Source organism: Bacteroidota bacterium (genome assembly GCA_016213405.1).
In the GTDB taxonomy this organism is placed as follows: domain Bacteria; phylum Bacteroidota; class Bacteroidia; order Palsa-948; family Palsa-948; genus Palsa-948.
Map to the genome: position 1 here is coordinate 24874 of JACRAM010000088.1, position 21505 is coordinate 46378.

Annotated in this window: 21 protein-coding genes; 8 read left to right on the forward strand and 13 right to left on the reverse strand. The window is 40.6% G+C overall.

Going from position 1 to position 21505, the window contains the following annotated elements:
* The 3 genes from HY841_10665 to HY841_10675 are packed head-to-tail and all read right to left on the reverse strand — an operon-like array spanning position 1 to position 3575.
* Positions 1 to 630 carry a hypothetical protein gene (locus tag HY841_10665; GenBank protein MBI4931214.1) on the reverse strand — a complete coding sequence of 210 codons (630 nt, stop codon included), beginning with the start codon at positions 628 to 630 and terminating at the stop codon, positions 1 to 3.
* Position 631: 1 nt separating this feature from the next.
* Positions 632 to 1537 carry an NADH-quinone oxidoreductase subunit H gene (locus HY841_10670; GenBank protein ID MBI4931215.1) on the reverse strand — a complete coding sequence of 302 codons (906 nt, stop codon included), beginning with the start codon at positions 1535 to 1537 and terminating at the stop codon, positions 632 to 634.
* Positions 1538 to 1541: 4 nt separating this feature from the next.
* Positions 1542 to 3575 (reverse strand): hypothetical protein, encoded by a 2034-nt coding sequence (locus HY841_10675; protein MBI4931216.1) that lies wholly within the window; start codon positions 3573 to 3575, stop codon positions 1542 to 1544.
* Between the two features lie 181 nt (positions 3576 to 3756).
* Here HY841_10675 and paaA point away from each other — a divergent pair, with 181 nt between their 5' ends.
* From paaA to paaJ, 4 genes are all read left to right on the forward strand, one after another.
* On the forward strand, positions 3757 to 4695 hold the full coding sequence (gene paaA / locus HY841_10680) for a 1,2-phenylacetyl-CoA epoxidase subunit A (protein MBI4931217.1): 939 nt from the start codon (positions 3757 to 3759) through the stop codon (positions 4693 to 4695).
* 24 nt (positions 4696 to 4719) lie between these two features.
* On the forward strand, positions 4720 to 5016 hold the full coding sequence (gene paaB / locus HY841_10685) for a 1,2-phenylacetyl-CoA epoxidase subunit B (protein ID MBI4931218.1): 297 nt from the start codon (positions 4720 to 4722) through the stop codon (positions 5014 to 5016).
* A gap of 74 nt (positions 5017 to 5090) precedes the next feature.
* The gene (gene paaC / locus HY841_10690; protein ID MBI4931219.1) at positions 5091 to 5849 is read left to right on the forward strand and encodes a phenylacetate-CoA oxygenase subunit PaaC; all 759 of its coding nucleotides are present in this window, start codon (positions 5091 to 5093) and stop codon (positions 5847 to 5849) included.
* Between the two features lie 39 nt (positions 5850 to 5888).
* Positions 5889 to 6407 (forward strand): phenylacetate-CoA oxygenase subunit PaaJ, encoded by a 519-nt coding sequence (gene paaJ / locus HY841_10695; GenBank protein ID MBI4931220.1) that lies wholly within the window; start codon positions 5889 to 5891, stop codon positions 6405 to 6407.
* Positions 6408 to 6439: 32 nt separating this feature from the next.
* Here the strand turns inward: paaJ and HY841_10700 are convergent, their stop codons facing one another.
* Both HY841_10700 and HY841_10705 read right to left on the reverse strand, forming a co-directional pair.
* Positions 6440 to 7138 carry a serine/threonine-protein phosphatase gene (locus tag HY841_10700; protein MBI4931221.1) on the reverse strand — a complete coding sequence of 233 codons (699 nt, stop codon included), beginning with the start codon at positions 7136 to 7138 and terminating at the stop codon, positions 6440 to 6442.
* A gap of 24 nt (positions 7139 to 7162) precedes the next feature.
* Entirely contained in the window at positions 7163 to 8638 is a 1476-nt protein-coding gene (locus HY841_10705; protein ID MBI4931222.1) for a tetratricopeptide repeat protein, read from the reverse strand.
* 148 nt (positions 8639 to 8786) lie between these two features.
* Between HY841_10705 and HY841_10710 the strand changes: the two genes are divergently transcribed.
* A complete protein-coding gene (locus HY841_10710) occupies positions 8787 to 9146 on the forward strand; it encodes a hypothetical protein (GenBank protein ID MBI4931223.1) in 360 nt (119 codons plus the stop codon).
* A gap of 80 nt (positions 9147 to 9226) precedes the next feature.
* Here HY841_10710 and HY841_10715 read toward each other — a convergent pair whose 3' ends face one another.
* From HY841_10715 to HY841_10730, 4 genes are all read right to left on the reverse strand, one after another.
* Complete coding sequence (locus HY841_10715; protein MBI4931224.1) at positions 9227 to 9799, reverse strand: hypothetical protein; 573 nt, start codon at positions 9797 to 9799, stop codon at positions 9227 to 9229.
* A gap of 162 nt (positions 9800 to 9961) precedes the next feature.
* The gene (locus HY841_10720; protein ID MBI4931225.1) at positions 9962 to 10477 is read right to left on the reverse strand and encodes a hypothetical protein; all 516 of its coding nucleotides are present in this window, start codon (positions 10475 to 10477) and stop codon (positions 9962 to 9964) included.
* A 15-nt stretch (positions 10478 to 10492) separates the two neighbouring features.
* Positions 10493 to 11677 carry a hypothetical protein gene (locus HY841_10725; protein MBI4931226.1) on the reverse strand — a complete coding sequence of 395 codons (1185 nt, stop codon included), beginning with the start codon at positions 11675 to 11677 and terminating at the stop codon, positions 10493 to 10495.
* Between the two features lie 135 nt (positions 11678 to 11812).
* Positions 11813 to 14065, reverse strand: a complete 2253-nt coding sequence (locus tag HY841_10730) for a tungsten formylmethanofuran dehydrogenase (protein ID MBI4931227.1) — start codon at positions 14063 to 14065, stop codon at positions 11813 to 11815.
* A gap of 103 nt (positions 14066 to 14168) precedes the next feature.
* Here HY841_10730 and HY841_10735 point away from each other — a divergent pair, with 103 nt between their 5' ends.
* Positions 14169 to 16253 carry a dihydrofolate reductase gene (locus tag HY841_10735; protein ID MBI4931228.1) on the forward strand — a complete coding sequence of 695 codons (2085 nt, stop codon included), beginning with the start codon at positions 14169 to 14171 and terminating at the stop codon, positions 16251 to 16253.
* Between the two features lie 87 nt (positions 16254 to 16340).
* Here HY841_10735 and HY841_10740 read toward each other — a convergent pair whose 3' ends face one another.
* Both HY841_10740 and HY841_10745 read right to left on the reverse strand, forming a co-directional pair.
* Positions 16341 to 17102, reverse strand: a complete 762-nt coding sequence (locus HY841_10740) for an enoyl-CoA hydratase/isomerase family protein (protein ID MBI4931229.1) — start codon at positions 17100 to 17102, stop codon at positions 16341 to 16343.
* A 53-nt stretch (positions 17103 to 17155) separates the two neighbouring features.
* Positions 17156 to 17533, reverse strand: a complete 378-nt coding sequence (locus HY841_10745; GenBank protein MBI4931230.1) for a GxxExxY protein — start codon at positions 17531 to 17533, stop codon at positions 17156 to 17158.
* 113 nt (positions 17534 to 17646) lie between these two features.
* Between HY841_10745 and HY841_10750 the strand changes: the two genes are divergently transcribed.
* A complete protein-coding gene (locus HY841_10750) occupies positions 17647 to 18279 on the forward strand; it encodes an endonuclease III (protein ID MBI4931231.1) in 633 nt (210 codons plus the stop codon).
* 121 nt (positions 18280 to 18400) lie between these two features.
* On the opposite strand, the gene paaZ is transcribed toward HY841_10750, so the two are convergent.
* Positions 18401 to 20527, reverse strand: coding sequence for a phenylacetic acid degradation bifunctional protein PaaZ (gene paaZ, locus HY841_10755; protein ID MBI4931232.1), 2127 nt, complete (start codon positions 20525 to 20527; stop codon positions 18401 to 18403).
* A gap of 94 nt (positions 20528 to 20621) precedes the next feature.
* On the opposite strand from paaZ, the gene HY841_10760 reads away from it, so the two are divergent.
* On the forward strand, positions 20622 to 21002 hold the full coding sequence (locus HY841_10760; GenBank protein ID MBI4931233.1) for a VanZ family protein: 381 nt from the start codon (positions 20622 to 20624) through the stop codon (positions 21000 to 21002).
* Positions 21003 to 21018: 16 nt separating this feature from the next.
* On the opposite strand, the gene HY841_10765 is transcribed toward HY841_10760, so the two are convergent.
* On the reverse strand, positions 21019 to 21477 hold the full coding sequence (locus HY841_10765; protein ID MBI4931234.1) for a ferritin family protein: 459 nt from the start codon (positions 21475 to 21477) through the stop codon (positions 21019 to 21021).
* Positions 21478 to 21505: the final 28 nt, after the last annotated feature.

The window sequence follows — 21505 nt, forward strand, 5'->3', positions numbered from 1 at the left end:
TTAATCTCGCAGCGCTTTTAATTGTTCAACATCCACATCTTTTATTACATCTCCGATTTTATTCACAAAAATCCCAAGAAGGAGAATGCTCACAAAAATATCGAGCAGAATTCCAGTATTCACCAGCATAGGCATTTCGCTTCCCACAGCGAGTGATAGAATGAACACACCGTTTTCTAAAACAAGATATCCCATCACGTGCGTTATAATTTTTCTGCGCGTAACAATAATGTAAAGTCCCGTAAACAATGTTGAGAGCGCTACAACAAAAAATATTTTATTGATACTATTTCCCTCAATAGCAGAAGAAAGAATGTACGAAAGCACAATAATGCCTGTAATGATTATCAGGGAGAAAAAATTATGAAGATATGGTTCTGCTTCACGAGTGATTCTATTTCGCTTCATGATATAATTCAAAAACCAGGGAACGGCAATAGCTTTAAAAATGATTGTCTCAAGCAGGATGAAAATTAAATTAACAATGTTGATTTCAATTAGGTTGATAAACGCTATTCCGAAAAGTAGAATTCCCTGAAAGGCGAGTATTTTCACATAAGTAGATAATCGTTTTAAAATACCTATATAGGGAAGCGTAATGATGAAAGTTATAAGTAAAACATTTGTCATTTCATATGAGATTATTTTTTATTAACAGAATCCCAATAAAAATCAGAAGTGCTACAGACGACAACGTAAAAATGAACTGCGGATTATGATTCATTCTGAAACGAGCCATGAATGATTCTATCAGGCCGATAATAACAGCGAAAAATAGTTGCACAGCAATAAATATTATTATGTCAACATAAACCGAAAGACCTCCGAAGAAAAAGTTTGCGATGAGCGCCCCGTACATTGCAAATTTTAAATTGCCCGTATAAAAAATCAATCCAAGATCAAATCCGCTGTTGTCGAGAATCATCACTTCGTGAATCATGGTGAGTTCAAGATGTGTTTTCGGGTCATCCACGGGCATTCGGCTGTTTTCAATCATCGCGAACATTACCAGCAGGTAAGCCGCCAGCGCACCGATTGCATAAGAGATGTATGAACCGAAATGAAGTGAAGCAAAGAAATCGCTGAAAGAAGTATGTCCCGTCATCAGCGCAAAACAACCGATGAGAATGAAAAATGCCGGCTCCGCGAGCATGGAATACAATGCCTCGCGGCTAGCTCCCATTCCTGAAAAACTGCTACCGGTGTCGAGAGAAGAAATTATCATGAAAAATTTTCCTAAGGCGAGAACATAAGCGAAAAATAAAAAGTCGCCATCAAAAGAAATAATGCCTTTGTGACTGCCGAAAGGAATCACAAGAATTGCAGAGAGAACTGAAGCAAAATAAATGCTGGGAGCGATTTGAAAAATAATGCTGGAAGTTTTGCTATACACAGCTCCTTTTTTCCATAACCTGAAAATATCTTTCATCGGCTGGAAAATTCCCGGACCTTTTCTGCCCGAAACAATGCTTTTGGTTCGGATGATGATTCCTGAAAAAATCAAACTGACAAAAAGTATCATTACAAAACAAATCATATCACTAGTTTTTTAAGAATGACAATAATGAATTAAATGCATCTGAAATGAAAGGGAAAAAAATCACAAGCAAAATAAAAATTACTCCGTACAAAATATAATGTTGTGCATTTCCGCTCTGAAGAAAAGAAAATCTTTCAAGAAATTTTTTCAGCAAAAAGATAATTCTGTCAATAAATTTTTCTTCCAGTTTATCCTGAGGATGCGTTTCGTAAGAAGCAGTATGCGGAAAAATTCCTACCACTTCCGTTTCCTTTTTATGAAGCGATATAATCGGCTTAACTAATTTTCTGTAAGAACGGATAAACGAATTTGCCGTGTATTGCATTTTACCAGCATCTCCCACATAGCCGCAACCCCAGGTAGGTGAAATAGTTTGCCGTTTGTTCAGAGTGATTCTGCTTCTTAAAAAGAAAATTAAGCCGCAGAGTAGTATAAATCCTGCTGAACAGATTCCTACAATGGTCATTATGTTTAGAGTGCCGGGAAAAATATCAGATTCAATCGGTGAATTTATTTTCGCAGTGAACATCATTACAGGCGCAGAAAGCAATCGCACAAAAAATTTTGGATAAATTCCTATTGCTAAAATCAATGCCAACACCATATACATAGGAATAAGTTTTCCGGTTGAAGCTTCCTGTGGTTCGTGATTAAGTGGGTGGCGGGGAGTTCCGAGAAAAACTATTCCAAATGCTTTTGTGAAACATAAAACTGCCAACCCACCAATAAGAACTAATCCAAGAATGGAAAAAATCATTGATAAAATTGAAACGGAATAATTTCCAGCGAGCCCTTTGAACAATCCCGAGTATATTAAAAATTCAGAAATGAAACCGTTGAAGGGCGGAAGCCCGCAGATAGAAAGCGCAGCTACTAAAAATAAAATCGATGTATGAGGCATTCGTTTGATAAGTCCACCCAATTGTTCCACATTCATTGTGTGTGTGGCTTGATAAACATTTCCAGCACTGTAAAATAAAAGTGATTTGAAGAGAGAATGATTCAGCACGTGAAGCAATCCTCCTGCAAATCCGAGAGAGGCGAGCAAATGATTTCCCGTTCCAACACCAATACATCCAAGCCCGATTCCTATTCCGATGATACCAATATTCTCAATGCTGTGATAAGCCAGCAATTTTTTCAAATTGTGCTGAATGATGGCAAGTATCACTCCGTAAATTCCTGAAATCACCGAGATGAAAAGAATGAAATATCCCACTACAGTATAATCAGTGTGAATGAGAAAAAGCATTCTCAAAATCCCGTAGATGCCGATTTTGATAATGATGCCTGACATCACGCCCGAAATATGCGAAGGAGCAGCGGGATGCGCATACGGAAGCCAGGTGTGAAACGGAACAAATCCTGCCTTGAATGCAAACCCGATGAAGAAACATAAAAATAAAATTATTCCAACCAACGTAGGTTTCTCCAATGAAAAACTTGTGATGGAAGAAAAATCATACGAGTTAGTTTGTGAAGCCACCCAGATAAATGCGATGGTGAGAAAAAAAACTCCGATGTGTGACTGAATGAGAAAATTAATTCCAGCTTTGAGCGTTTGTTTTTTTGTATGTTCAAAAATTATCAACACAAAAGAAGCAAGTGTCATGATTTCCCATATGAGGAGAAACATTAAACTATTTTGAACACAGCAAACAGACAAAAGCGAAACGTGCATCAGTATGTATGAAATCCAATGCAGAGAAGTATTTGCCTTTTGTTCTTCATACGGTTTCATATAGAAAATTCCGTAGAGAGCGCCAGTGATAGCAGTGAAATTGATAAGGAGAATAAACCATGCGGAGAGCGCGTCAATGCTGATATGAATGTTTCCGAAAAAATAACTACTCTGAAAGTCAGCTTCTATCGAATAGCTACTCAAAACAACCACAGCTTCATATGAAGATAAAATAGCAATCAGTAAAACAATTAAAAAGTTGACAATGGATTTTAGTTTGGGAAGAGAAAAAGGAACGATGATTATTCCTACAATAGAAATTAAAATCGTTGCAAGAAGAATCCTCTCATTCATACGCTCTTGTCAAATTATTTTTTTATACTGACCGCAATTCTCAAAACAATTTCAAAAGTAACAAAAAGTAAAAGGGTTTATCAGGAAATTTCAACAAATATTAGCCATTCCTTTTCATTATCTAACCAAATCATTTTACAATTTTCTTCCTATCTTTATGTTCGCATTAAAATTATTAAAAATGGACGCTTCACAATTTGAAAATAATTTCGAAAGCAAACTTTCGCGCAATGAAAACATTGAGCCCAAGGATTGGATGCCTGAGATTTACCGCAAGCACCTCATCCGTCAGGTTTCCCAGCATGCTCATTCTGAAATTGTGGGCATGTTACCCGAAGGAAACTGGATTACGCGTGCTCCGAGTTTGCGTGCAAAAATGGTTCTCACTGCAAAAGTTCAGGATGAAGGAGGACACGGATTGTATCTGTACACAGCTGCTGAGTCGCTAAATATTTCCCGCGAAGAACTTCTTAATCAACTTCACACGGGCAAAGCAAAATATTCTTCCATCTTTAATTATCCTACTTTATCGTGGGCAGATATTGGCGCAATCGGATGGTTGGTGGATGGCGCTGCGATTATGAATCAGGTGATGTTACAAAGAACTTCTTACGGCCCGTATGCGCGGGCTATGGTTCGCATTTGCAAGGAAGAAAGTTTTCATCAGCGACAGGGATATGAAATTATGTGCAAGCTTTCTGCAGGAACAAAAGAGCAAAAAGAAATGGCGCAGGATGCAGTTAACCGTTTCTGGTGGCCTACGCTGATGATGTTTGGCCCGCCCGATGCTGAGTCATCTAATTCTGAAAATGCAATCAAGTGGAAAATAAAACGCGAGAGCAACGATCAGTTACGGCAGCGTTTCGTGAATCAAACTGTTCCACAGGCGGATATTATCGGATTGAAAATTCCTGACAAAAATTTAAAATGGAATGATACAAAACAAGGGTATGATTTCTCTGAACCCGACTGGAAAGAATTTCAGAATGTGATTCACGGAAACGGTCCCTGCAATAAAGAAAGATTAGGCGCACGCGTACAAGCCCACGAAAACGGAAGATGGGTTCGTGAAGCAGCTATGGCGTTTGCAGAAAAGAAAAAACAAAAAGTAGCAGCGTAAGAAAATTCAAAAGTCAAAAGAAAAATGGCAAATACAAAAGACAGCCAAGGACAACTTTGGGAGGTTTTCGTGCAAAAAAAACCAGGACTCCCCTATGTTCACTGCGGAAACCTTCACGCATTCGACAAGGAAATGGCTTTGCAAAATGCACGCGATGTATATACGCGCAGAAGCGAAGGCACTGCTATATGGGTTGTTCCCTCTTCAGCAATTGTTGCAAGTTCTCCAGAAGATATCGGTCCTTTCTTTGAACCTGCAAATGATAAAGTGTTTCGCCATCCTACTTTTTATAAACTGCCGGAAGAAATTAAACATATGTAATGTGTTTGTCATGTTGAGCGAAGCGAAACATCTATAGATTCTTCACTTCGTTCAGAATGACAAAAGAAAAGAACATGACAACACAAGAAGCACTTTTCAATTATTTACTAAGACTTGGAGACACAAGTTTGATTCTCGCCCAACGCAATGCTGAATGGTGCGGGCACGGTCCGTTTCTTGAAGAAGATTTAGCGCTTACAAATATTTCCCTTGACTTGCTCGGGCAGGCAAATTCAATTCTGCTTTACGCAGGAACAGTGGAATGCAAAGGAAGAAGCGAAGATGATCTGGCGTTTCATCGCACAGAAAGAGAATATTACAATACGCTCTTGACTGAACAGTCGAACGGAGATTATGCAAAAACAATTCTCCGTCAGTTTTTGTGTGATGCATTTGATTTTTATTTTTATTCTGAACTGGTAAAAAGCAAGGATGAAACACTTTCTGCAATTGCTGCTAAGTCAATAAAAGAAATCACCTATCACTTACGCCACACCTCTTCATGGGTTGAACGATTAGGTGATGGCACGGAAGAAAGCCACACACGAATGCAAAACGCGCTTGATGAACTCTGGAGATTCACCGGGGAAATGTTTGAGATGAATGAAGTGGATTCTGTTTTGATTAAAGAAGGAATCGCAGTTGATTTGAAATCCGTTCAGCCAAAATGGGAAAGCAAAGTGAAAGAAATTCTGGAGCGTGCTACGTTGAAAATACCTGCGAATGCTTTTATGCAGAGAGGAAGTCGTGATGCAAAACATACGGAGCATTTAGGTTTCATTCTTGCTGAGATGCAATCGTTGCCTCGGTCACTTCCTGATGCAAAATGGTAATAGCCCCCTCCTAACCTCCCCCATTGGGGGAGGAATTATATGAAAACACAAAAAGAAATACTTGTAATTCTCTCCGAAATTCCTGATCCGGAAATTCCCGTAATCAATATTAAAGAACTAGGAGTTCTTCGTGATGTGATTGTGAATGGAAATGAAGTAGAGATTATCATCACTCCAACGTACTCAGGTTGTCCTGCGATGAAGCAGATTCAAGATGACATTATTTCTGCTATGAAAAAGAACGGAATTGAAAACACGAAAGTAAAAATGGTTTATCATCCGGCTTGGACTACCGATTGGATTACTGATGAAGCAAAAGAGAAACTTAAAAAATATGGCATTGCTCCTCCAGAAAAATGCATTAAGGATTTAGGATTAAGGAATAAGGATTTTTCAATCCCAAATCCCAAATCCTTAATCCTTAATAGGAGTATTGCCTGTCCTCAGTGCGGCTCTGAGAATACTGAAATGGTTTCACAGTTCGGTTCAACGGCTTGCAAAGCTCTTTATAAATGTTTGGATTGCAAAGAGTCGTTTGATTATTTCAAGTGCCACTGAGAGAAAGGCAGCGAACAGTAAACAGAGGGCAATCAAACTCGAACGCCAATTACTAACACATCGTCAACCTGCTCCATATTTCCTTTCCAGTTATTAAATATTTCAACGAGGATTTTCTTCTGCTCTTCCATAGGGAGATTATGATGTTCAAGTAGTTTTTCCTCCAGTTGTTTATACTTGAACTTTTTTCCTTTCGGACCGCCAAACTGATCGGCAAAGCCATCAGTGAAAGAGTAAACCACATCGCCTTTCTGTAAATTAATTGTCTGAAGAGAAAACGATGTATGAGTATCTCCATATTTTCCAACAGGCATCTTATCAGACTTATATTCCTCTAATTCGCCATTGCGGACAATCCACAGCGGGTTGTTTGCAGCCGCCATATGCAATTGCATATTTTCAAAATCATAAGCGCAAAGCACACAGTCCATTCCATCTTTCGCTTCTTCATCGCTGCCCTCCGGATTAAGAGAAGCTATGATAGAGTTTCGCATGTCATTCAGAATTTCATGCGGCAGAGAAATATTTTTTTCAAGAATGGCTTCATTGAGCGATGAAACACCCAGCATGCTCATGAACGCTCCGGGAACACCATGCCCAGTGCAATCTGCCGCGCAGAGATAGAATAATTCATTTTTACTGGTGATGTTTTTATGCGCGAGAGCATAATAAAAATCTCCGCTCACAATGTCCTTTGGTTTGTAAAGGATGAAAAAGTTTTGGGTTTCCATGATATTAAATTTAGTATGAATGTATTATTTTTTCATTAACCGCTTAAAGGTTTTATCAATATATTTTTCCTTCGGCAATATTGCATCCTGAATGCGCTTGGCATAGCGGATGCTGGCAAGTATTTCATTTTGTTTTTCTTCCACCATTTGCTTTTGCTGTTCGATTAGTTGTTTCTGCTTTTGCGTGATGCGCAAGGCGCGATAAATAAAACCTGCGAACACAACCGTAAACAGTAAACCGCAAACCGTAAACCAAAGGATTATCTTTTGCTTTTTACTTTCTGCTTCTGCTACGGCTGCTTGTTTATCACTCTCTGCTTTTGCCGCTGCTTCTTTCTTCTCAAACTCGTAGTTCATTTCGGTGCGGGTTTGTTTTTTGGTGTTTTCATCATTGGCAATGCTGTCGCGCGCGGCTATGTATTTTTTGTAATGCTCCAGCGCAAGTTTATGCCTGCCTGTGGTATCGTAGAGTTGGGAGAGATATAATTCAAAATCTTTTATATTATCCAACGCTCCTATGCTGTCGCAGAGCGCAAGCGAATGGTTAAGGTATTTCTCCGCTTCTACGAATATTCCTATTTGGGTATAAAGCACACCGATGTTGCCGAGAGTATTTGCCTTCAATTCTTTGTATCCGAGTTCTTCCGACATTTTCAGAGCCCTGAAATAATAATCCAACGCTTTTGGATAATCGCCTTGTTCATCATAGACAAGTCCGATGTTGCCGAGGCGTATTGCCATTCCTCTTTTATTCCCCAGTTCTTCCGACATTTTCAGAGCCCTGAAATAATAGTCAAGGGCTTTGTTGCTTAACTCCAATCTATGAGAGTGGTCAGGGGTGTGTTCTGCTTGTCCAGCATAGACGAGCCCGATGTTGCCGAGTTGAATTGTAATTCCGTTTTTATTTCCTAACTCTTCACGTATTTTCAGCGACCTGAAATAATGGTCTAATGCTTTGGGATAATCGGATTGTGCAGCATAGACATTTCCGATGTTGCCGAGCCAAATTGCAATTAAGTTTTTATTTCCAAGTTCTTCCGCCATTTTCAATGCCCTGAAATAATAATCGAGGGCTTTGGGATAATCTCCTTTATCCCCATAGACAATTCCGATGTTGCCGAGGGTTTTTGCAATACCGTTTTTATCATTCAGTTCTTCATTTATTTTCAAAGCATCTAAATAATACTTCAATGCTTCGGGGTAATTACCTTTGTCTGAATTATATCCACCTATGTTTCGTAATGCATTTGCTTTTCCTTTTTCCCATTTTATTTTTTCTGCAAGTGTAAGCGCTTGTGATAATAAGATAATGGAAGTATCGGGGTTGCTGCTTTTCAGTTCCCATCCAAGGGCGTTGAGGTGGTTTACTTTGTTGGTGTCAAGCCCCCCTCTGTTCCCCCGAAGGGGGGAAGCGTTATCTTTTTTTACTAAGAGTAAAAGGGAATCAATCTTGCTTTGCTGAGCGGAGCAGTAAACAGTAGACAGATAAACAGTAAACAATCAACAGCCAAAATTGTCTGCTGCCTTTCAACCTTAGTAGAAAACCGAAACTATTCATTTTATCAAACCTTATTACCTTCTTTAATAAGGTAAGAAGGTTGCAGGCAGGCGTGGCGTTCTTTTCTACTAAGGTTGAATACATCGGCTAATGGTCTTTATTATTGCCGTTACGAATTCTATTGTTTCCGTTAAAAACTATATTGCTTCCATCCAGACCGGTATTTCTTCCATCCGAGCCGGTATTGCTGCCGTTCCAAAGCATATTCCTCACTTTCTGCATTATATTGCTAACTTCCTGTACCTTGTTGCCTGCGTTCTGTACCTCGTTGCCTGCGTTCTGTATCTCGTTGCCTGCGTTCTGTACCTTCTTGCATGCGTTCTATACCTCGTTGCCTGCGTTCTGTATCTCGTTGCCTGCGTTCTGTACCTTCTTGCATGCGTTCTATACCTCGTTGCCTGCGTTCTGTATCTCGTTGCCTGCGTTACGGTACAGATTGCTTCCATTTAGGTACAGGTTGCTCTCATCCCGTTACAGGATGCTGCCTTCCCGTTTCATAAAACATTGAATTAGTCATCAGTCATTAGTCATTAGTCATTGGTTGGCGGCATCTTTTCATCTGTTTGCTGCTTTATGGCGAGCATTTCCTTCATTCTGTCTGCTGTTATGCTCTCCCAGAGTTCAGTGGTGATTTGCGCGAGTTGATATTGCTCCATTGTTTTCTTTACTGAGGTGGATGGATTGCCATGATTGTGTTTCACGTATTCAGTAATCACGCACACTTCTTGTGTGCAGTAGTTGCCTAGTATGGTAAGAATAAAGGCAACTCCTTCTGCAATTTCGGGAGCGGCAATGTAATAGTTCTCATAATGCTTATAGAGGAAGTTACCTTTCACATCTATTTTTGGCGGCTGTGTAAATTCCGCTACATGCTCGAGTGGATTGCTTTTCTCTCTGCGCCCTCTGAGCCACAAGGCATAACAGTGCTTATCTCTCAGTTTGCTGAGAATCTTCATCATGGCGGGATGAATAATTTCATCGAGCGATTTTTTGAAAGAAGCAATAAACGTGTTTTGCACGCGCCACACTTTGCGCTGCGCTTCGTCTTTTTTTTCTTGCTGCTCCTTCTGGGAGTTAAAGAAGTTGTCTAATTCGTTTGGCATGGTGAAGTGAAGTTGGTTGCTCCGTCCCTAAAGACAACCGTAGGTTGCGACCAAAGGTCAGGAGTTTGGTTTATGTTTGTTTTATTTTTCATTTGCTGTTTGCCTTTCACCCTTTTGGGTTTCCGTCCCTATGGGAAGGGCTGGGGCATTTGTCTTTTAGCATCAGTTAATCAAACTCTCGTATAGCGCGAGTATTTCATCAAAACGGTTTTTGCAGTTATCAATGCGCTGGCGCACGGTGCTGAATTTCTCTTGCAGGGGTTTTAATTTATCTTCCAGTTGGCAGGTGAGTTTTTCTGACGCTTCTTTATTATTCTTCTGGCGGGAAAGATTTAATAAGTCCTTTTCAAGTGTGCGCCCGAAATTATAAATATCCTCCATCATGGGTTTGCTCTCATAGATGAGTTCTTTGAACAGGGGCAGATGTTCTTTTGTTTTCTCAGCCATAGCATCCAATACGTTCCATCTTTTTTCCAGTTCTGCTTTAGGCACAAGGTTTTCTTTTTTCAGTTCAAGGTATTGGTTGTTCATGGCAATGAACTTAGGAAAATAGGGTTCGCTGCGCTCGCAATACTCATGAATTTCTGTTTCCATATCTTGCGTATCGTTATGCATTTTTTCATAGGCGTATCCTACTTTATTAATTCTTTTTTCAACGGATGGATTAAAATTGGACATGGGTTTGTGATTGATTTAAAAGTTTAAGTTTCTTGGCTCTGCGTTAAGTTCTCTGCCGTGAAGGATATTCTCCATCCATATCCCGCGGGTGCTGTCTTTTGACGGATGCGGCTCCGCTTCCATATCTTCGGTGATGAAGCCGAGTTCCGTCTTTTGCAGATATTCTTCATGCGCGCGGGGCAGCAGTTCGGCTATCACATCGGCATCGTAGCGTTTGGCGGTTTCTAAAATCGCCTCGCGCCAATCCATCCCGAAGGAAATGGTTATTTCTTTTTCGGCATTGAGCAGGGTTTCTATTGCCTCTTTCAACTCGTCATCGTCATCAATATATTTTCTTCCTTTATGATGATAGGCGTTGTAGCAGTTGCGAACGTGCCGCGCTTCAAACTGCGAAATAAATTCTTCTAACGTTTCGCCATGAGAGCGGAGAGAGGGTTTTTTTTCATCCTCGCTTTTTGCCGCTTCGCGCTCTTTCGATTTTTCCATACCGGGTTTGTGATGAAGGTTAAGATAAAAGTCCTCTTTCTCTCCGCGGATGTTGGGCAGGGTAAGAAGGATGCCCATTCCTGTTCTTGAATTATGAAAGTCATACCACTCGGGCATGTAAAAAGTATCTTCGTCCTGCTGATATTCTTCTTTGATGTTTTCGTAATCCTGCCATTGCGTATCTAAAAATCCACCAAACCATTCATCCATCTCCACATTATTGCTGTGCAGATACTGTATGTAGATTTCCACTTCCTCCATAGTTACCGCAGGCAGAAAGGGGCAGTTATGAATATGATGCTCCCAATAATCAAAGTCATAACAGATTTCTACTCCATCAAGTTTAATTTGCTCTGCCCGCCATTTGCACTGAAGGTCGAAAAGTTTTTTCTGCTGAATTTCAAAGAAGCAATGTTCCGCCTTGGTATAATAATGGAGTTTGTGTTTCTCGTCCCGCTCAAACATCCACGAGCCATGCTCAAGCCATCTTATTTTGTCTGCGGGATAATCCCCGATAAAATCTTCCACACTGCGGGAATTAAATTTTTCGAAGAAGGGTTTGTAACGCGGATTGGTGCGAAGGTCGGCTTCAATTTCTAATTTCATTTTCGCTTCCTCCTTCTCTTTCTGCTTCTCTTTTTCCAATTCTTCCTTATATCTCTTTTCTATACGGCTTTCTTCTTCGCTGGGTTCGGGTTTGTTTTCTTCTGACATGGTAATAAAGCGTAATGCTACTATACTAATGCGTACTAATGAAACGAATAATACAAATGAATACTAATAATCATTCGTATATTAGTATGATTAGTTTCATTAGTATTCATTTGTATATTGGCATTATATTATTCATTAGTAATTCAACAACTCCTCCATCACCTTCGCCACTTTATCTGCATTGGGAAGCATCGTGGCTTCAAGAGTTGAGTTCAGCGGAATGGCGGGAAGATTTTCTGAACCGATAACACGCACGGGAGCATCCATGTATTCAAAACATTTTTCTGAAATCAATCCCGCCAGCGCCTGTGCGAAAGAATTAGGAACGGGTTCTTCCGTCACCACCAAACAGCGCGAATGTTTTTTCACCGATTCAAAAACAGTTTTTTCATCCAGCGGAACAAGCGTGCGCAAATCTATAATCTCAACTCTGTTTGGAAATTTTTTAGAAGCGTTCTTCGCCCAATAAACTCCCATGCCGTAGGTAATCACAGTAAGAGTCACTTGCTTCTGGCTGCTGGCTGCTGGCGGTTTGCCAGTTGCCAGTTGCCAGTTGCCAGTCGCTTCTTGAACAACACGTGCTTTACCAAACGGAATAATATAGTCTTCGGAAGGTTCTACCGTCTTCGCATCTTCCGTTCCTTTTATTTTGCTCCAGTAAAGTCCTTTGTGTTCGAGAATCACGCAGGGGTTGGGGTCGTAGTAAGCAGATTTGATAAGCCCTTTCAAATCAGCGCCCGTGGATGGATACGCAACTTTTATTCCGCGGATGTTTGTAACAATACTTTCCACCGATGAAGAATGATACGGACCACCGCTTCCATACGCGCCAACCGGAACACGGAGAATCATGCTCACAGGATATTTTCCGTTGGTGAGATAGCACGAGCGAGCAACTTCTGTGAACAATTGATTTAATCCGGGCCAGATATAATCTGCGAACTGAACTTCAACGATTGGTTTTAAACCAACTGCACTCATTCCAACAGTGCTTCCGACAATAAACGCTTCTTGTATCGGAGTATTGAAAACCCGTTCATCACCAAATTTTTGTGCCAGTGTTGCCGCTTCGCGGAAAACTCCGCCCAATCTTTTTCCTACATCTTGCCCGTAGAGCAAACACTCTTTGTGCTTCTCCATCAACTCGCGAATGGCGAAGAGCGCGCAGTCAACCATCACGACTTTTGATTCAGGATTTGGGATTAAGGAATTAGGATTTGAAATCCCTAATCCTAAATCCTTATTCCTTAATTCTTTTTTCGGTTCACGTTCTCCTTTTTCTTCGGTGATGGGAGTGGGCGCAAAATCATGCGTGAATAAATCTTCAGGTCGGGGGTCTTCTGCAGTCTTTGCTTGCTCATAATCTTCTTCTACTCTCTTCTTTGCGCGTTCTTCAATCTCATTTAACTCATCTTTATCAAATCCAATCACAATCAATTTATTTCTGAATCTCGGGAACGGATCACGCTTTTGTTGTTCTTCCAAATCTTCCCTGTACCATTCCTTGCGAACGCCTGATGTGTGATGGTTGAGCAAAGGAACTTTCGCGTGAATCAAAAACGGTCTGCGCTCTTTGCGGATGATTTCAATGACTTCTTTTATTGTTTCATAACATCTGAAAAAATCTGTCCCGTCAATGCTTCGTGTTTCCAAACCGTGAAACCCCAGCGCAAACTCACGGGCATCCTGCGCACGGATTTCTTTTGAGTGCGCGGAAATATCCCAATCATTATCCTGCACAAAATAAAGTATCGGCAATTTTTTCAACACCGCCATCTGAAATGCTTCTGATACTTCTCCTTCGGTGATGGAGCCATCGCCCAACGAACAAACCACTACTGGTTTCTGGCTGCTGGTTTCTGGCTGCTGGCTAGCTGCAAGTTGCAAGTCGCCAGAAGCATCATCTTGCATTACTTTTTCTATATATTGAATCCCCATAGCTACACCGGTCGTGGGAATTGCCTGCATTCCCGTTGCGGAAGACTGATGTGGAATTTTTGGCATGTCATCTCGCTTCAAACTCGGATGAGAATAATAAGTTCTTCCTCCGGAAAACGGATCATCGCGTTTTGCCATTAACTGTAACATCAATTCGTAAGGAGTCATTCCAATTGCAAGAAGAATGGAATCATCGCGGTAGTAAGCCGAAAGCCAATCCTGCGGTTTGAGCTGTAATCCTAATGCAAGCTGAACCGCTTCGTGCCCGCGTGAAGTGGCGTGAACATATTTGGAAGTAAATTGGGAATTCTTCTCGTAAATCTCAGTCATACTCTTTGCCGTGCACATCAATTCAAACGCACGAAGAAGTATTTCCTCAGGAATACCTGCCCGTTCCGCAGGCGGGTCAGAAGAAATTTTTCTTTTATTATTTGTTTGAGATTCCGGCATGATGAACAGAGCGTAAAAATAATCTTTCCCGCATAAATCTATCTATCTAAAAGAGAAATAAATTTCTATTTTTGCCGACCACTAAAATCTCTAATTACACTTTATGAAACTCATTCAACTCTTTGCTCTCATTACAGCCATCGTTTCATTATCTTCCTGCGGAAATAACGGGGAGAAAAAATCTTCCGAAGGAACAAATAAAGATTCTGTTGCTGTTGTTCCTGACACTTTTAAATATCAAACCGACCAGTTTGCTGATATACGTGTTTTGAGATATAAAATTCCGGGCTTTGAAGAGTTATCACCCAAACAAAAAGAACTTCTTTATTATCTGACAGAAGCTGCTCTTGCAGGGAAAGATATTATCTGGGATCAGAATTATAAATACAACCTCACGGTGAGAAAAACTTTGGAGACCATTGTTTCTTCTTACAAAGGCGATAAAAATACTGACGACTGGAAAAAATTTATGGTGTATGCCAAGCGCGTGTGGTTCTCCAACGGAATTCATCATCACTATGCCAGCAACAAAATTCTTCCGGAAATTTCTGCAGACTATTTTTCAGATTTAGTTAAGAATTCAGATGCCTCGGCTCTTCCCGTGAATCAAGGGGAGAATGTAGATGCATTCATTAAGCGCATCACTCCTATCATCTTCGACCCGAAAGTTGCCCCTAAAAGAGTAAACCTCGATTCGAAAATGGATTTGGTTTCGTCTTCCGCTACTAATTTCTATGAAGGTGTGAATGAGAAAGAGGTGACTGCTTTCTACAAAGCAATGAACAAGCCCGATGATAAAACTCCTGTTTCTTACGGGCTGAATTCAAAAGTGGTGAAAGAAAACGGAAAGCTGGTGGAAAAAGTCTGGAAGGTTGGCGGAATGTATTCGGCTGCGCTGGAAAAAATTGTTTACTGGCTGGAAAAAGCAAGTGTCGTTGCTGAAAATGGCGCGCAGAAAAAAGCGCTCGACCTTCTGATTGAATATTACAAAACCGGAGACCTGAAAAAGTTTGATGAATACAGTATTGCATGGGTAGCTGATACTGAATCTGCCATTGATGTGGTGAACGGATACATTGAAGTGTATGGCGATCCTCTGGGAAGAAAAGGAAGTTACGAGTCAACCGTTTCAGTGAAAGACATGGAAGCGAGCAAGCGCATTGCTGCCATTGGCGGTCAGGCGCAATGGTTTGAAGATAATTCTACTCTCATGCCGGATCATAAAAAGAAGAACGTGAAAGGAATTTCAGCAAAGGTGATTACAGTTGTTCAGGAAACGGGTGATGCCGCTCCCACTACTCCCATCGGAATTAATCTTCCGAATGCCAACTGGATTCGCCAGGAGCACGGATCAAAATCTGTCAGCCTGGGAAATATTGTTTACGCTTATGAAAAAGCAAAATCTCCAGGACTCATCAACGAGTTTTATATTAAAGAAGACATGAACAAGCGTGTGAAAGAGTTTGGCGCTCTTGCCGGGGCACTTCACACGGATATGCACGAAGTGATCGGTCACGCATCAGGACAAATTAATCCCGGAGTTGGCGATCCAAGTGAAACATTGAAAAACTATGCGAATGCACTGGAAGAAGGAAGAGCCGACTTAGTTGCCCTCTATTATATTTTAGATAATAAGCTAATTGACATTGGCGTGATGCCTTCGCTGGAATGCGGAAAAGCTGAATACGATAATTACATCACCAACGGCTTGATGGTGCAACTCGCCCGCCTGAAACCGGGAGAGCAGATTGAAGAAGCTCATATGCGCAATCGCCAGATGATTGCCGGATGGGCATATGAAAAAGGGAAAAAAGATAACGTGATCGAACGCAAGAAAACTGATGACGGCAGAACTTATTTTGTAATTAATGATTATGATAAGCTTCGCACGCTCTTTGGAGAACTTTTAAAAGAAGTTCAGCGCGTGAAATCAGAAGGTGATTATGAAGCAGGAAAAAATCTTATTGAAAATTACGGAGTGAAAGTTGACGAAGAGTTGCATAAAGAAGTTTTAGATAGATACAATAAAGTCGGAATCGCTCCATACGCAGGATTCATTCAGCCGAAATTAGTCCCTGTGATGGAGGGAGATAAAATTGTGGATGTGAAAGTTGAATATCCTTCTGACTTTGTGGAACAGATGCTGGAGTTTGGAAAGAAATATGCGCTTCTGCCGACAGTGAATTAATAACCGAAGCTCATCCTAAATCCTTCCCGAAGGGAAGGACTTTATAATTTATTTTATGGAAATAGTTTCCCCTCCCTTCGGGAGGGGTCAGGGGTGGGCTCTGAATTTTTCAATATACTTCTTTGTGAAATCGGAAAGAACAAGTCTTCCGCTCATTTCAGCGCGTTCCATGAGAAGTGTATCCCAGTTTTCCGTTCCTTCCCACATAACTTTTTTCAATTGCGTCATTGCCTCTGAACTGCTTTGCGAAAGTTTCTCAGCAAGCGATTGAACTGCTTTATCTAATTCTTCAATGGAAGGAAAAATATCAGCGTACAAACCTTTTTCACGAGCCCATTCAGCGGTTTTCCATTCAGTGGGGTTTATTGTCAACGCAGCGAATGCAGCAGTTCCTACTTTTCTTTCCACAGCAGGACCCACTACAAACGGACCAATCCCCAAAGCAAGTTCGCTCAGGCGGACAGAAGCGTCTTTTATTGCCAGCGTATAATCGCCAGCGGAAGCAAGTCCAACACCACCGCCAACAGTTTTTCCATGCACGCGTACTATCACAAACTTCGGAGCTTTACGAAGTGCGTTAATGACTAAAGAAAATCCTGAGAAGAATTTTTTTCCTTCTTCAAAATTTTTAATTTCAATTAACTCGTCAAACGAAGCACCTCCGCAAAATGCTTTTTCACCTTCGCTTTTCAGAATAATAACTTTCGCTTCCGAATTATTTCCGGCAGAAGTAATTTCGTCTGCTAATTTTCTAAGAATTGTTCCCGGTAAAGAATTGCTTTGAGGATGAAAAAATGTGACAGTGGCAATTCCGTTCTTGATTGATGACTCTACTTTTCCATTTTTCATGTTAATACATTTTACCGCAGAGAACGCGGAGGTTTACGCAGAGAACCACAGAGTTAATATTTATTTACTACTCTTCTGATTCCATCAGTTAATTTCAGAACGTTAAAATTAATCAATAGCCCGACTTTACAGTTCGCTAATTTGAGATAGGTTAAAATTTGTGCAAGGTGAATATCATTCAGCGCCTCTATGGATTTTACTTCAACAATTACTTTTTTGTTTGCAGATAAATCTGCACGATAACCACATTCCAATTTCACTTCTTCATAAATTAGCGGTAGAGGTCTTTGTCTTTCAATCTCCAAGGGAGTTTTGCATAACTCATAATACAAACACTCTTCATATGCTGACTCTAACAAACCAGAACCAAGTGCCTTGTGAACTTTAATTGCACATCCAATAATTATTTCCGTTATTTCGTTTTCAGTCATTGTATTTCTCAGCGATTCTCTGCGTGTAGTTTTCTCTGTGTTCTCTGCGTTTAAATGTTGTTTTTGCTAAGGATTAAAAATAATAATTAATACCTTAGTGCAAATTTCAAATCATGAGTAAGAAAGTCAATTGGGAAGAAGCAGTACAGCCCCTAATAAAAAAATACAAAGGGAAAAAACATCCGCTTGATTATAAAAATCTTTATCAGCTTGTTGTGATGGTGATTCTTTCTGCGCAGGATTCTGACAAGCACATCAATCAGGTAGCTATTCCTTTCTTTGAAGCATTCCCTGACATGCCCTCACTCGCTAAAGCCGATGAGCAAATGCTTTTCAAATACATCAGCAAGGTTCGTAACTTCGGCAACAAAACAAAATGGTTAATGACACTGGCGAAAACTCTGAAAGAAGACAAAAATATTCCGCTTACAATGGATGAATTGACTGCGCTAACTGGAATTGGAAGAAAATCCGCCAATGTAATCATGCGCGAATCAGGAAAGAAAGCTGAAGGTGTGATTGTGGATTTGCATGTAGTTCGCGTTGCACCGCGTTTGGGGATTGCTACAGGAACTGACCCGAAGAAAATTGAAAAGCAAATCATGGAAGCCATTCCTCAAAAAGACTGGGGAGTTGGAATGGATATTTCTTTTTTAGGAAGAGAGATTTGCAGACCAACAAATCCGAAGTGCAATGAGTGCGTGATGAATAAAGTTTGTGCGTATTACAAAACTCAAAAAATATAATTCTTGTATTTCTCTGCGACTCTCAGCGTCATCTTTCTCTGTGAACTCAGCGGTTAAAATTTTTACCGCAGAGAACGCTGAGGTTTTTCGCAGAGAGGCGCTGAGTTTGCGTAAGCCCTAATTAATCCTGAATTTTCTTTTTCACCATGGTAAGAATCGTTGCGATGCCGACAGTATCTCCCATGGAAACATCCACTTCATATTTTTTTCTTATTTCCTCGGCACTTGCGTCATAAATATCTACCACCCATTTCACTATTCCTGTTTTCACTTCTTCTCCGTCTGCAGCTTTCAAAGGTTTATCGTTTGCAATTTTCTCCTTGCAAGTAAAACGAACACCAATGGTCATTCCGGGATAAATCGGTTTGGTGAATCTGCACTCATCAATTCCGTAATTCAAAAGCACAGGTCCTTTTGGCGGGTCAACAAATAAGCCGGCAGCCCGTGATAAAATAAAATATCCGTGAGCAACGGTGCGCTTGAAAATTGTTCCTTCCAGTGAGTCGGGTTCCATGTGCGCGTAAAATTTGTCTCCACTCAGTTCAGCAAAGTTGATAATGTCATCTTCAGATACAGTGTGTGTTTTTGTAATATGCGTTTCACCAATCTGCAGTTCCTCAAAATATTTTCTGAAGGGGTGAGTATCCGTGAGAATATATTTTCCGCCAATCTGATATTGGTTTGTAATATTTGTAATCGTTGTTGGCGAACCTTGAATGGCCGTGCGCTGCAAATAATGGAACACTCCGCGCTTACCTCCCATCTCTTCTCCTCCACCCGCTCTGCCGGGGCCTCCATGCACTAGCATCGGCATCGGTGATCCATGACCTGTGCTTTCTTTGGCGCAGTCGTTGTTGAGAATTAAAATTCTTCCATGCATGCTTGCTGCTCCTAAAACATATTGTTTCGCAATTTTATCATCGGCAGTAATAATTGAACTCACGAGTGATCCTTTCCCCATTTTAGCCAGTTCAATTGCATCTTCAATATTTTTATACGGCATGATGGTAGAAACGGGTCCAAACGCCTCAATGTTGTGACAATCGGTATTCTTAAACGGATTTTCATTCAGAAAAATAATCGGAGGCATAAAAGCTCCTTTGCTTTTATCAGCGCCTTTCACTTCAAATTTTTCAAAATCTCCAATGATAATTTTTTGTGATTTAGAAAGCAACTCCACTTTCTCTTTTACTTCTTTCAGTTGTGATTGCCCTGCAAGAGAGCCCATGCGCACCCCTTCCACATTCGGATCGCCAATGATATTGGATGCCAATCTTTTTCCGAGAGCAGTACGAACTTCTTCAATCCTGTTTTCAGGCACAATAATTCTGCGCACGGCTGTACATTTTTGCCCGGCTTTGGTGGTGATCTCTCTTACAACTTCTTTGATGAAAATATCAAACTCGGGTTTATCAGGCGAAACATCTGTTCCAAGAACGCAGCAATTCAAAGAATCCGCCTCCATATTGAACGGAACTGCTTCTTCCAGTAAACGCGGATGTGCCTTCAGCATTTTCCCGGTGGATGCAGAACCCGTGAATGTTACAATATCCTGGTTGATCACATGATCTAAAATTCCATTCGCGCTTCCGCAGATAAGCTGCAATGCGCCTTCCGGTAAAATTCCGGATGCAATGATCTCTTTCACAACTGCTTCCGTAAGAAATGAAGTGATCGTTGCAGGTTTTACAATGGCAGGAACTCCCGCGAACCAATTCACCGCCACTTTCTCCAGCATTCCCCACACCGGGAAATTAAATGCATTGATATGAATGGCAACGCCTTCTTTCGGCACACAGATGTGATGACCGATGAACGTATTCTGCTTTGAAAGTCTTGCCACATCACCTTCCACACAAAAAGATTCATTGGGAAATTGCCTGCGGAGAGAAGCGTATGAAAATAAATTACCGATTCCGCCTTCAATATCCACCCAGGAATCCGCTTTGGTCGCGCCAGTCGCCCAGGAAATTTTATAGAACTGATCTTTCTTGCTTTGCAAATGAATCGCTAGCTCTTTCAGCATTCGTCCCCTCTCATGAAAGGTCATCTTGCGAAGCTTCGATCCTCCGACCGTTCGCGCATACTCACACATCTTGGCAAAATCCAATCCTTTGCTGGATGCTGATGCAAAAGCATCACCTGTGATCGCATTGTACAGCGTTTGCCCTTCGCCTTCTCCGGATATCCATTTGCCAAGAGCGAAGTTTTCTAATTTACGTAAGGAAATCTTTGTGGCTGTGGTCATGGGAGAATTTATATGAATAAAAATAACAAAAATACAAGGATAAGAATCGAATAATATTTATTTACTTAGCAAAAAAAATGTTAGCTCTGCATACATGAATTCCTTTTTAAAATATAATTTACTATCACTCCTTTGGGCGATTTTGATATTGGTCTTATGCCTGATGCCGGGCAAAGACCTTCCGAGTCTTACAATTTTTGAATATGATAAAATAGTTCACTTCCTGATTTATCTTCTTCTGGCAATCATGATGTATTACGGATGGAGGAAACAAAACTCATTCTTATCGCTTCATAAAAACACTCTGATTAAAATTCTTCTCATAACCACCATCTATGGATTTGCGGTAGAAATAATGCAGGAACTATTTACTGCTGACAGACACTTTGATATTTTTGACGCGTTGGCAAATTCTGTTGGTGCGGTTGCAGGAAGTTTACTCTGCTTATCTTTAAAGCAAAAACTGTCCTTATAAAAAGCGGTAATATATTTCAGAACACTTCCGGATATCCAATATTAATAAAAGCGTTTTCGAGTTTATGTTTGTGCCCCATTTCCATGTTCGCAAGATTTTCTAACGCTTCTCTTTCAACATTGTTAACTGCGTTGGCTGCAAATGCTCTATATAATTCAGCAGCCTGCAATTCTTTTTTCATAGCAATAGTAATGGCTTCGGCTGGCTTCATACTAAGGGAGAGCGAAGGCAAATCCTGCGTTTCCGTTATTTTATAATCAATGTGCAGTGTTTTAAATATTTCACCCAACACTTTATTTTCTCTGTACATCTCCAATAAATTGGCGTGCCCGTTTTCGTCTTCCGCTAATTCCTGAAAGAGTTGTTTCACTCCGGGATTTGTAACTTTTTCTGCAGCGGCTTTATAAAAAGCATATGCTTCATGTTCTTGCGCAATGGCAAAATCAATCAGTTTGTCGATATTATTTTCTCCCATTTTTAAAATTTTAAGTTTATTGTATAAT

Excerpts from the sequence above, each read along its gene's own strand:
- HY841_10665 (MBI4931214.1), bottom strand. The coding sequence starts at position 630 with ATGACAAATGTTTTACTTATAACTTTCATCATTACGCTTCCCTATATA.
- HY841_10670 (MBI4931215.1), bottom strand. The coding sequence starts at position 1,537 with ATGATTTGTTTTGTAATGATACTTTTTGTCAGTTTGATTTTTTCAGGA.
- HY841_10675 (MBI4931216.1), bottom strand. The coding sequence starts at position 3,575 with ATGAATGAGAGGATTCTTCTTGCAACGATTTTAATTTCTATTGTAGGA.
- paaA (MBI4931217.1), top strand. The coding sequence starts at position 3,757 with ATGGACGCTTCACAATTTGAAAATAATTTCGAAAGCAAACTTTCGCGC.
- paaB (MBI4931218.1), top strand. The coding sequence starts at position 4,720 with ATGGCAAATACAAAAGACAGCCAAGGACAACTTTGGGAGGTTTTCGTG.
- paaC (MBI4931219.1), top strand. The coding sequence starts at position 5,091 with ATGACAACACAAGAAGCACTTTTCAATTATTTACTAAGACTTGGAGAC.
- paaJ (MBI4931220.1), top strand. The coding sequence starts at position 5,889 with ATGAAAACACAAAAAGAAATACTTGTAATTCTCTCCGAAATTCCTGAT.
- HY841_10700 (MBI4931221.1), bottom strand. The coding sequence starts at position 7,138 with ATGGAAACCCAAAACTTTTTCATCCTTTACAAACCAAAGGACATTGTG.
- HY841_10710 (MBI4931223.1), top strand. The coding sequence starts at position 8,787 with ATGGTCTTTATTATTGCCGTTACGAATTCTATTGTTTCCGTTAAAAAC.
- HY841_10715 (MBI4931224.1), bottom strand. The coding sequence starts at position 9,799 with ATGCCAAACGAATTAGACAACTTCTTTAACTCCCAGAAGGAGCAGCAA.
- HY841_10720 (MBI4931225.1), bottom strand. The coding sequence starts at position 10,477 with ATGTCCAATTTTAATCCATCCGTTGAAAAAAGAATTAATAAAGTAGGA.
- HY841_10725 (MBI4931226.1), bottom strand. The coding sequence starts at position 11,677 with ATGTCAGAAGAAAACAAACCCGAACCCAGCGAAGAAGAAAGCCGTATA.
- HY841_10730 (MBI4931227.1), bottom strand. The coding sequence starts at position 14,065 with ATGCCGGAATCTCAAACAAATAATAAAAGAAAAATTTCTTCTGACCCG.
- HY841_10735 (MBI4931228.1), top strand. The coding sequence starts at position 14,169 with ATGAAACTCATTCAACTCTTTGCTCTCATTACAGCCATCGTTTCATTA.
- HY841_10740 (MBI4931229.1), bottom strand. The coding sequence starts at position 17,102 with ATGAAAAATGGAAAAGTAGAGTCATCAATCAAGAACGGAATTGCCACT.
- HY841_10745 (MBI4931230.1), bottom strand. The coding sequence starts at position 17,533 with ATGACTGAAAACGAAATAACGGAAATAATTATTGGATGTGCAATTAAA.
- HY841_10750 (MBI4931231.1), top strand. The coding sequence starts at position 17,647 with ATGAGTAAGAAAGTCAATTGGGAAGAAGCAGTACAGCCCCTAATAAAA.
- paaZ (MBI4931232.1), bottom strand. The coding sequence starts at position 20,527 with ATGACCACAGCCACAAAGATTTCCTTACGTAAATTAGAAAACTTCGCT.
- HY841_10760 (MBI4931233.1), top strand. The coding sequence starts at position 20,622 with ATGAATTCCTTTTTAAAATATAATTTACTATCACTCCTTTGGGCGATT.
- HY841_10765 (MBI4931234.1), bottom strand. The coding sequence starts at position 21,477 with ATGGGAGAAAATAATATCGACAAACTGATTGATTTTGCCATTGCGCAA.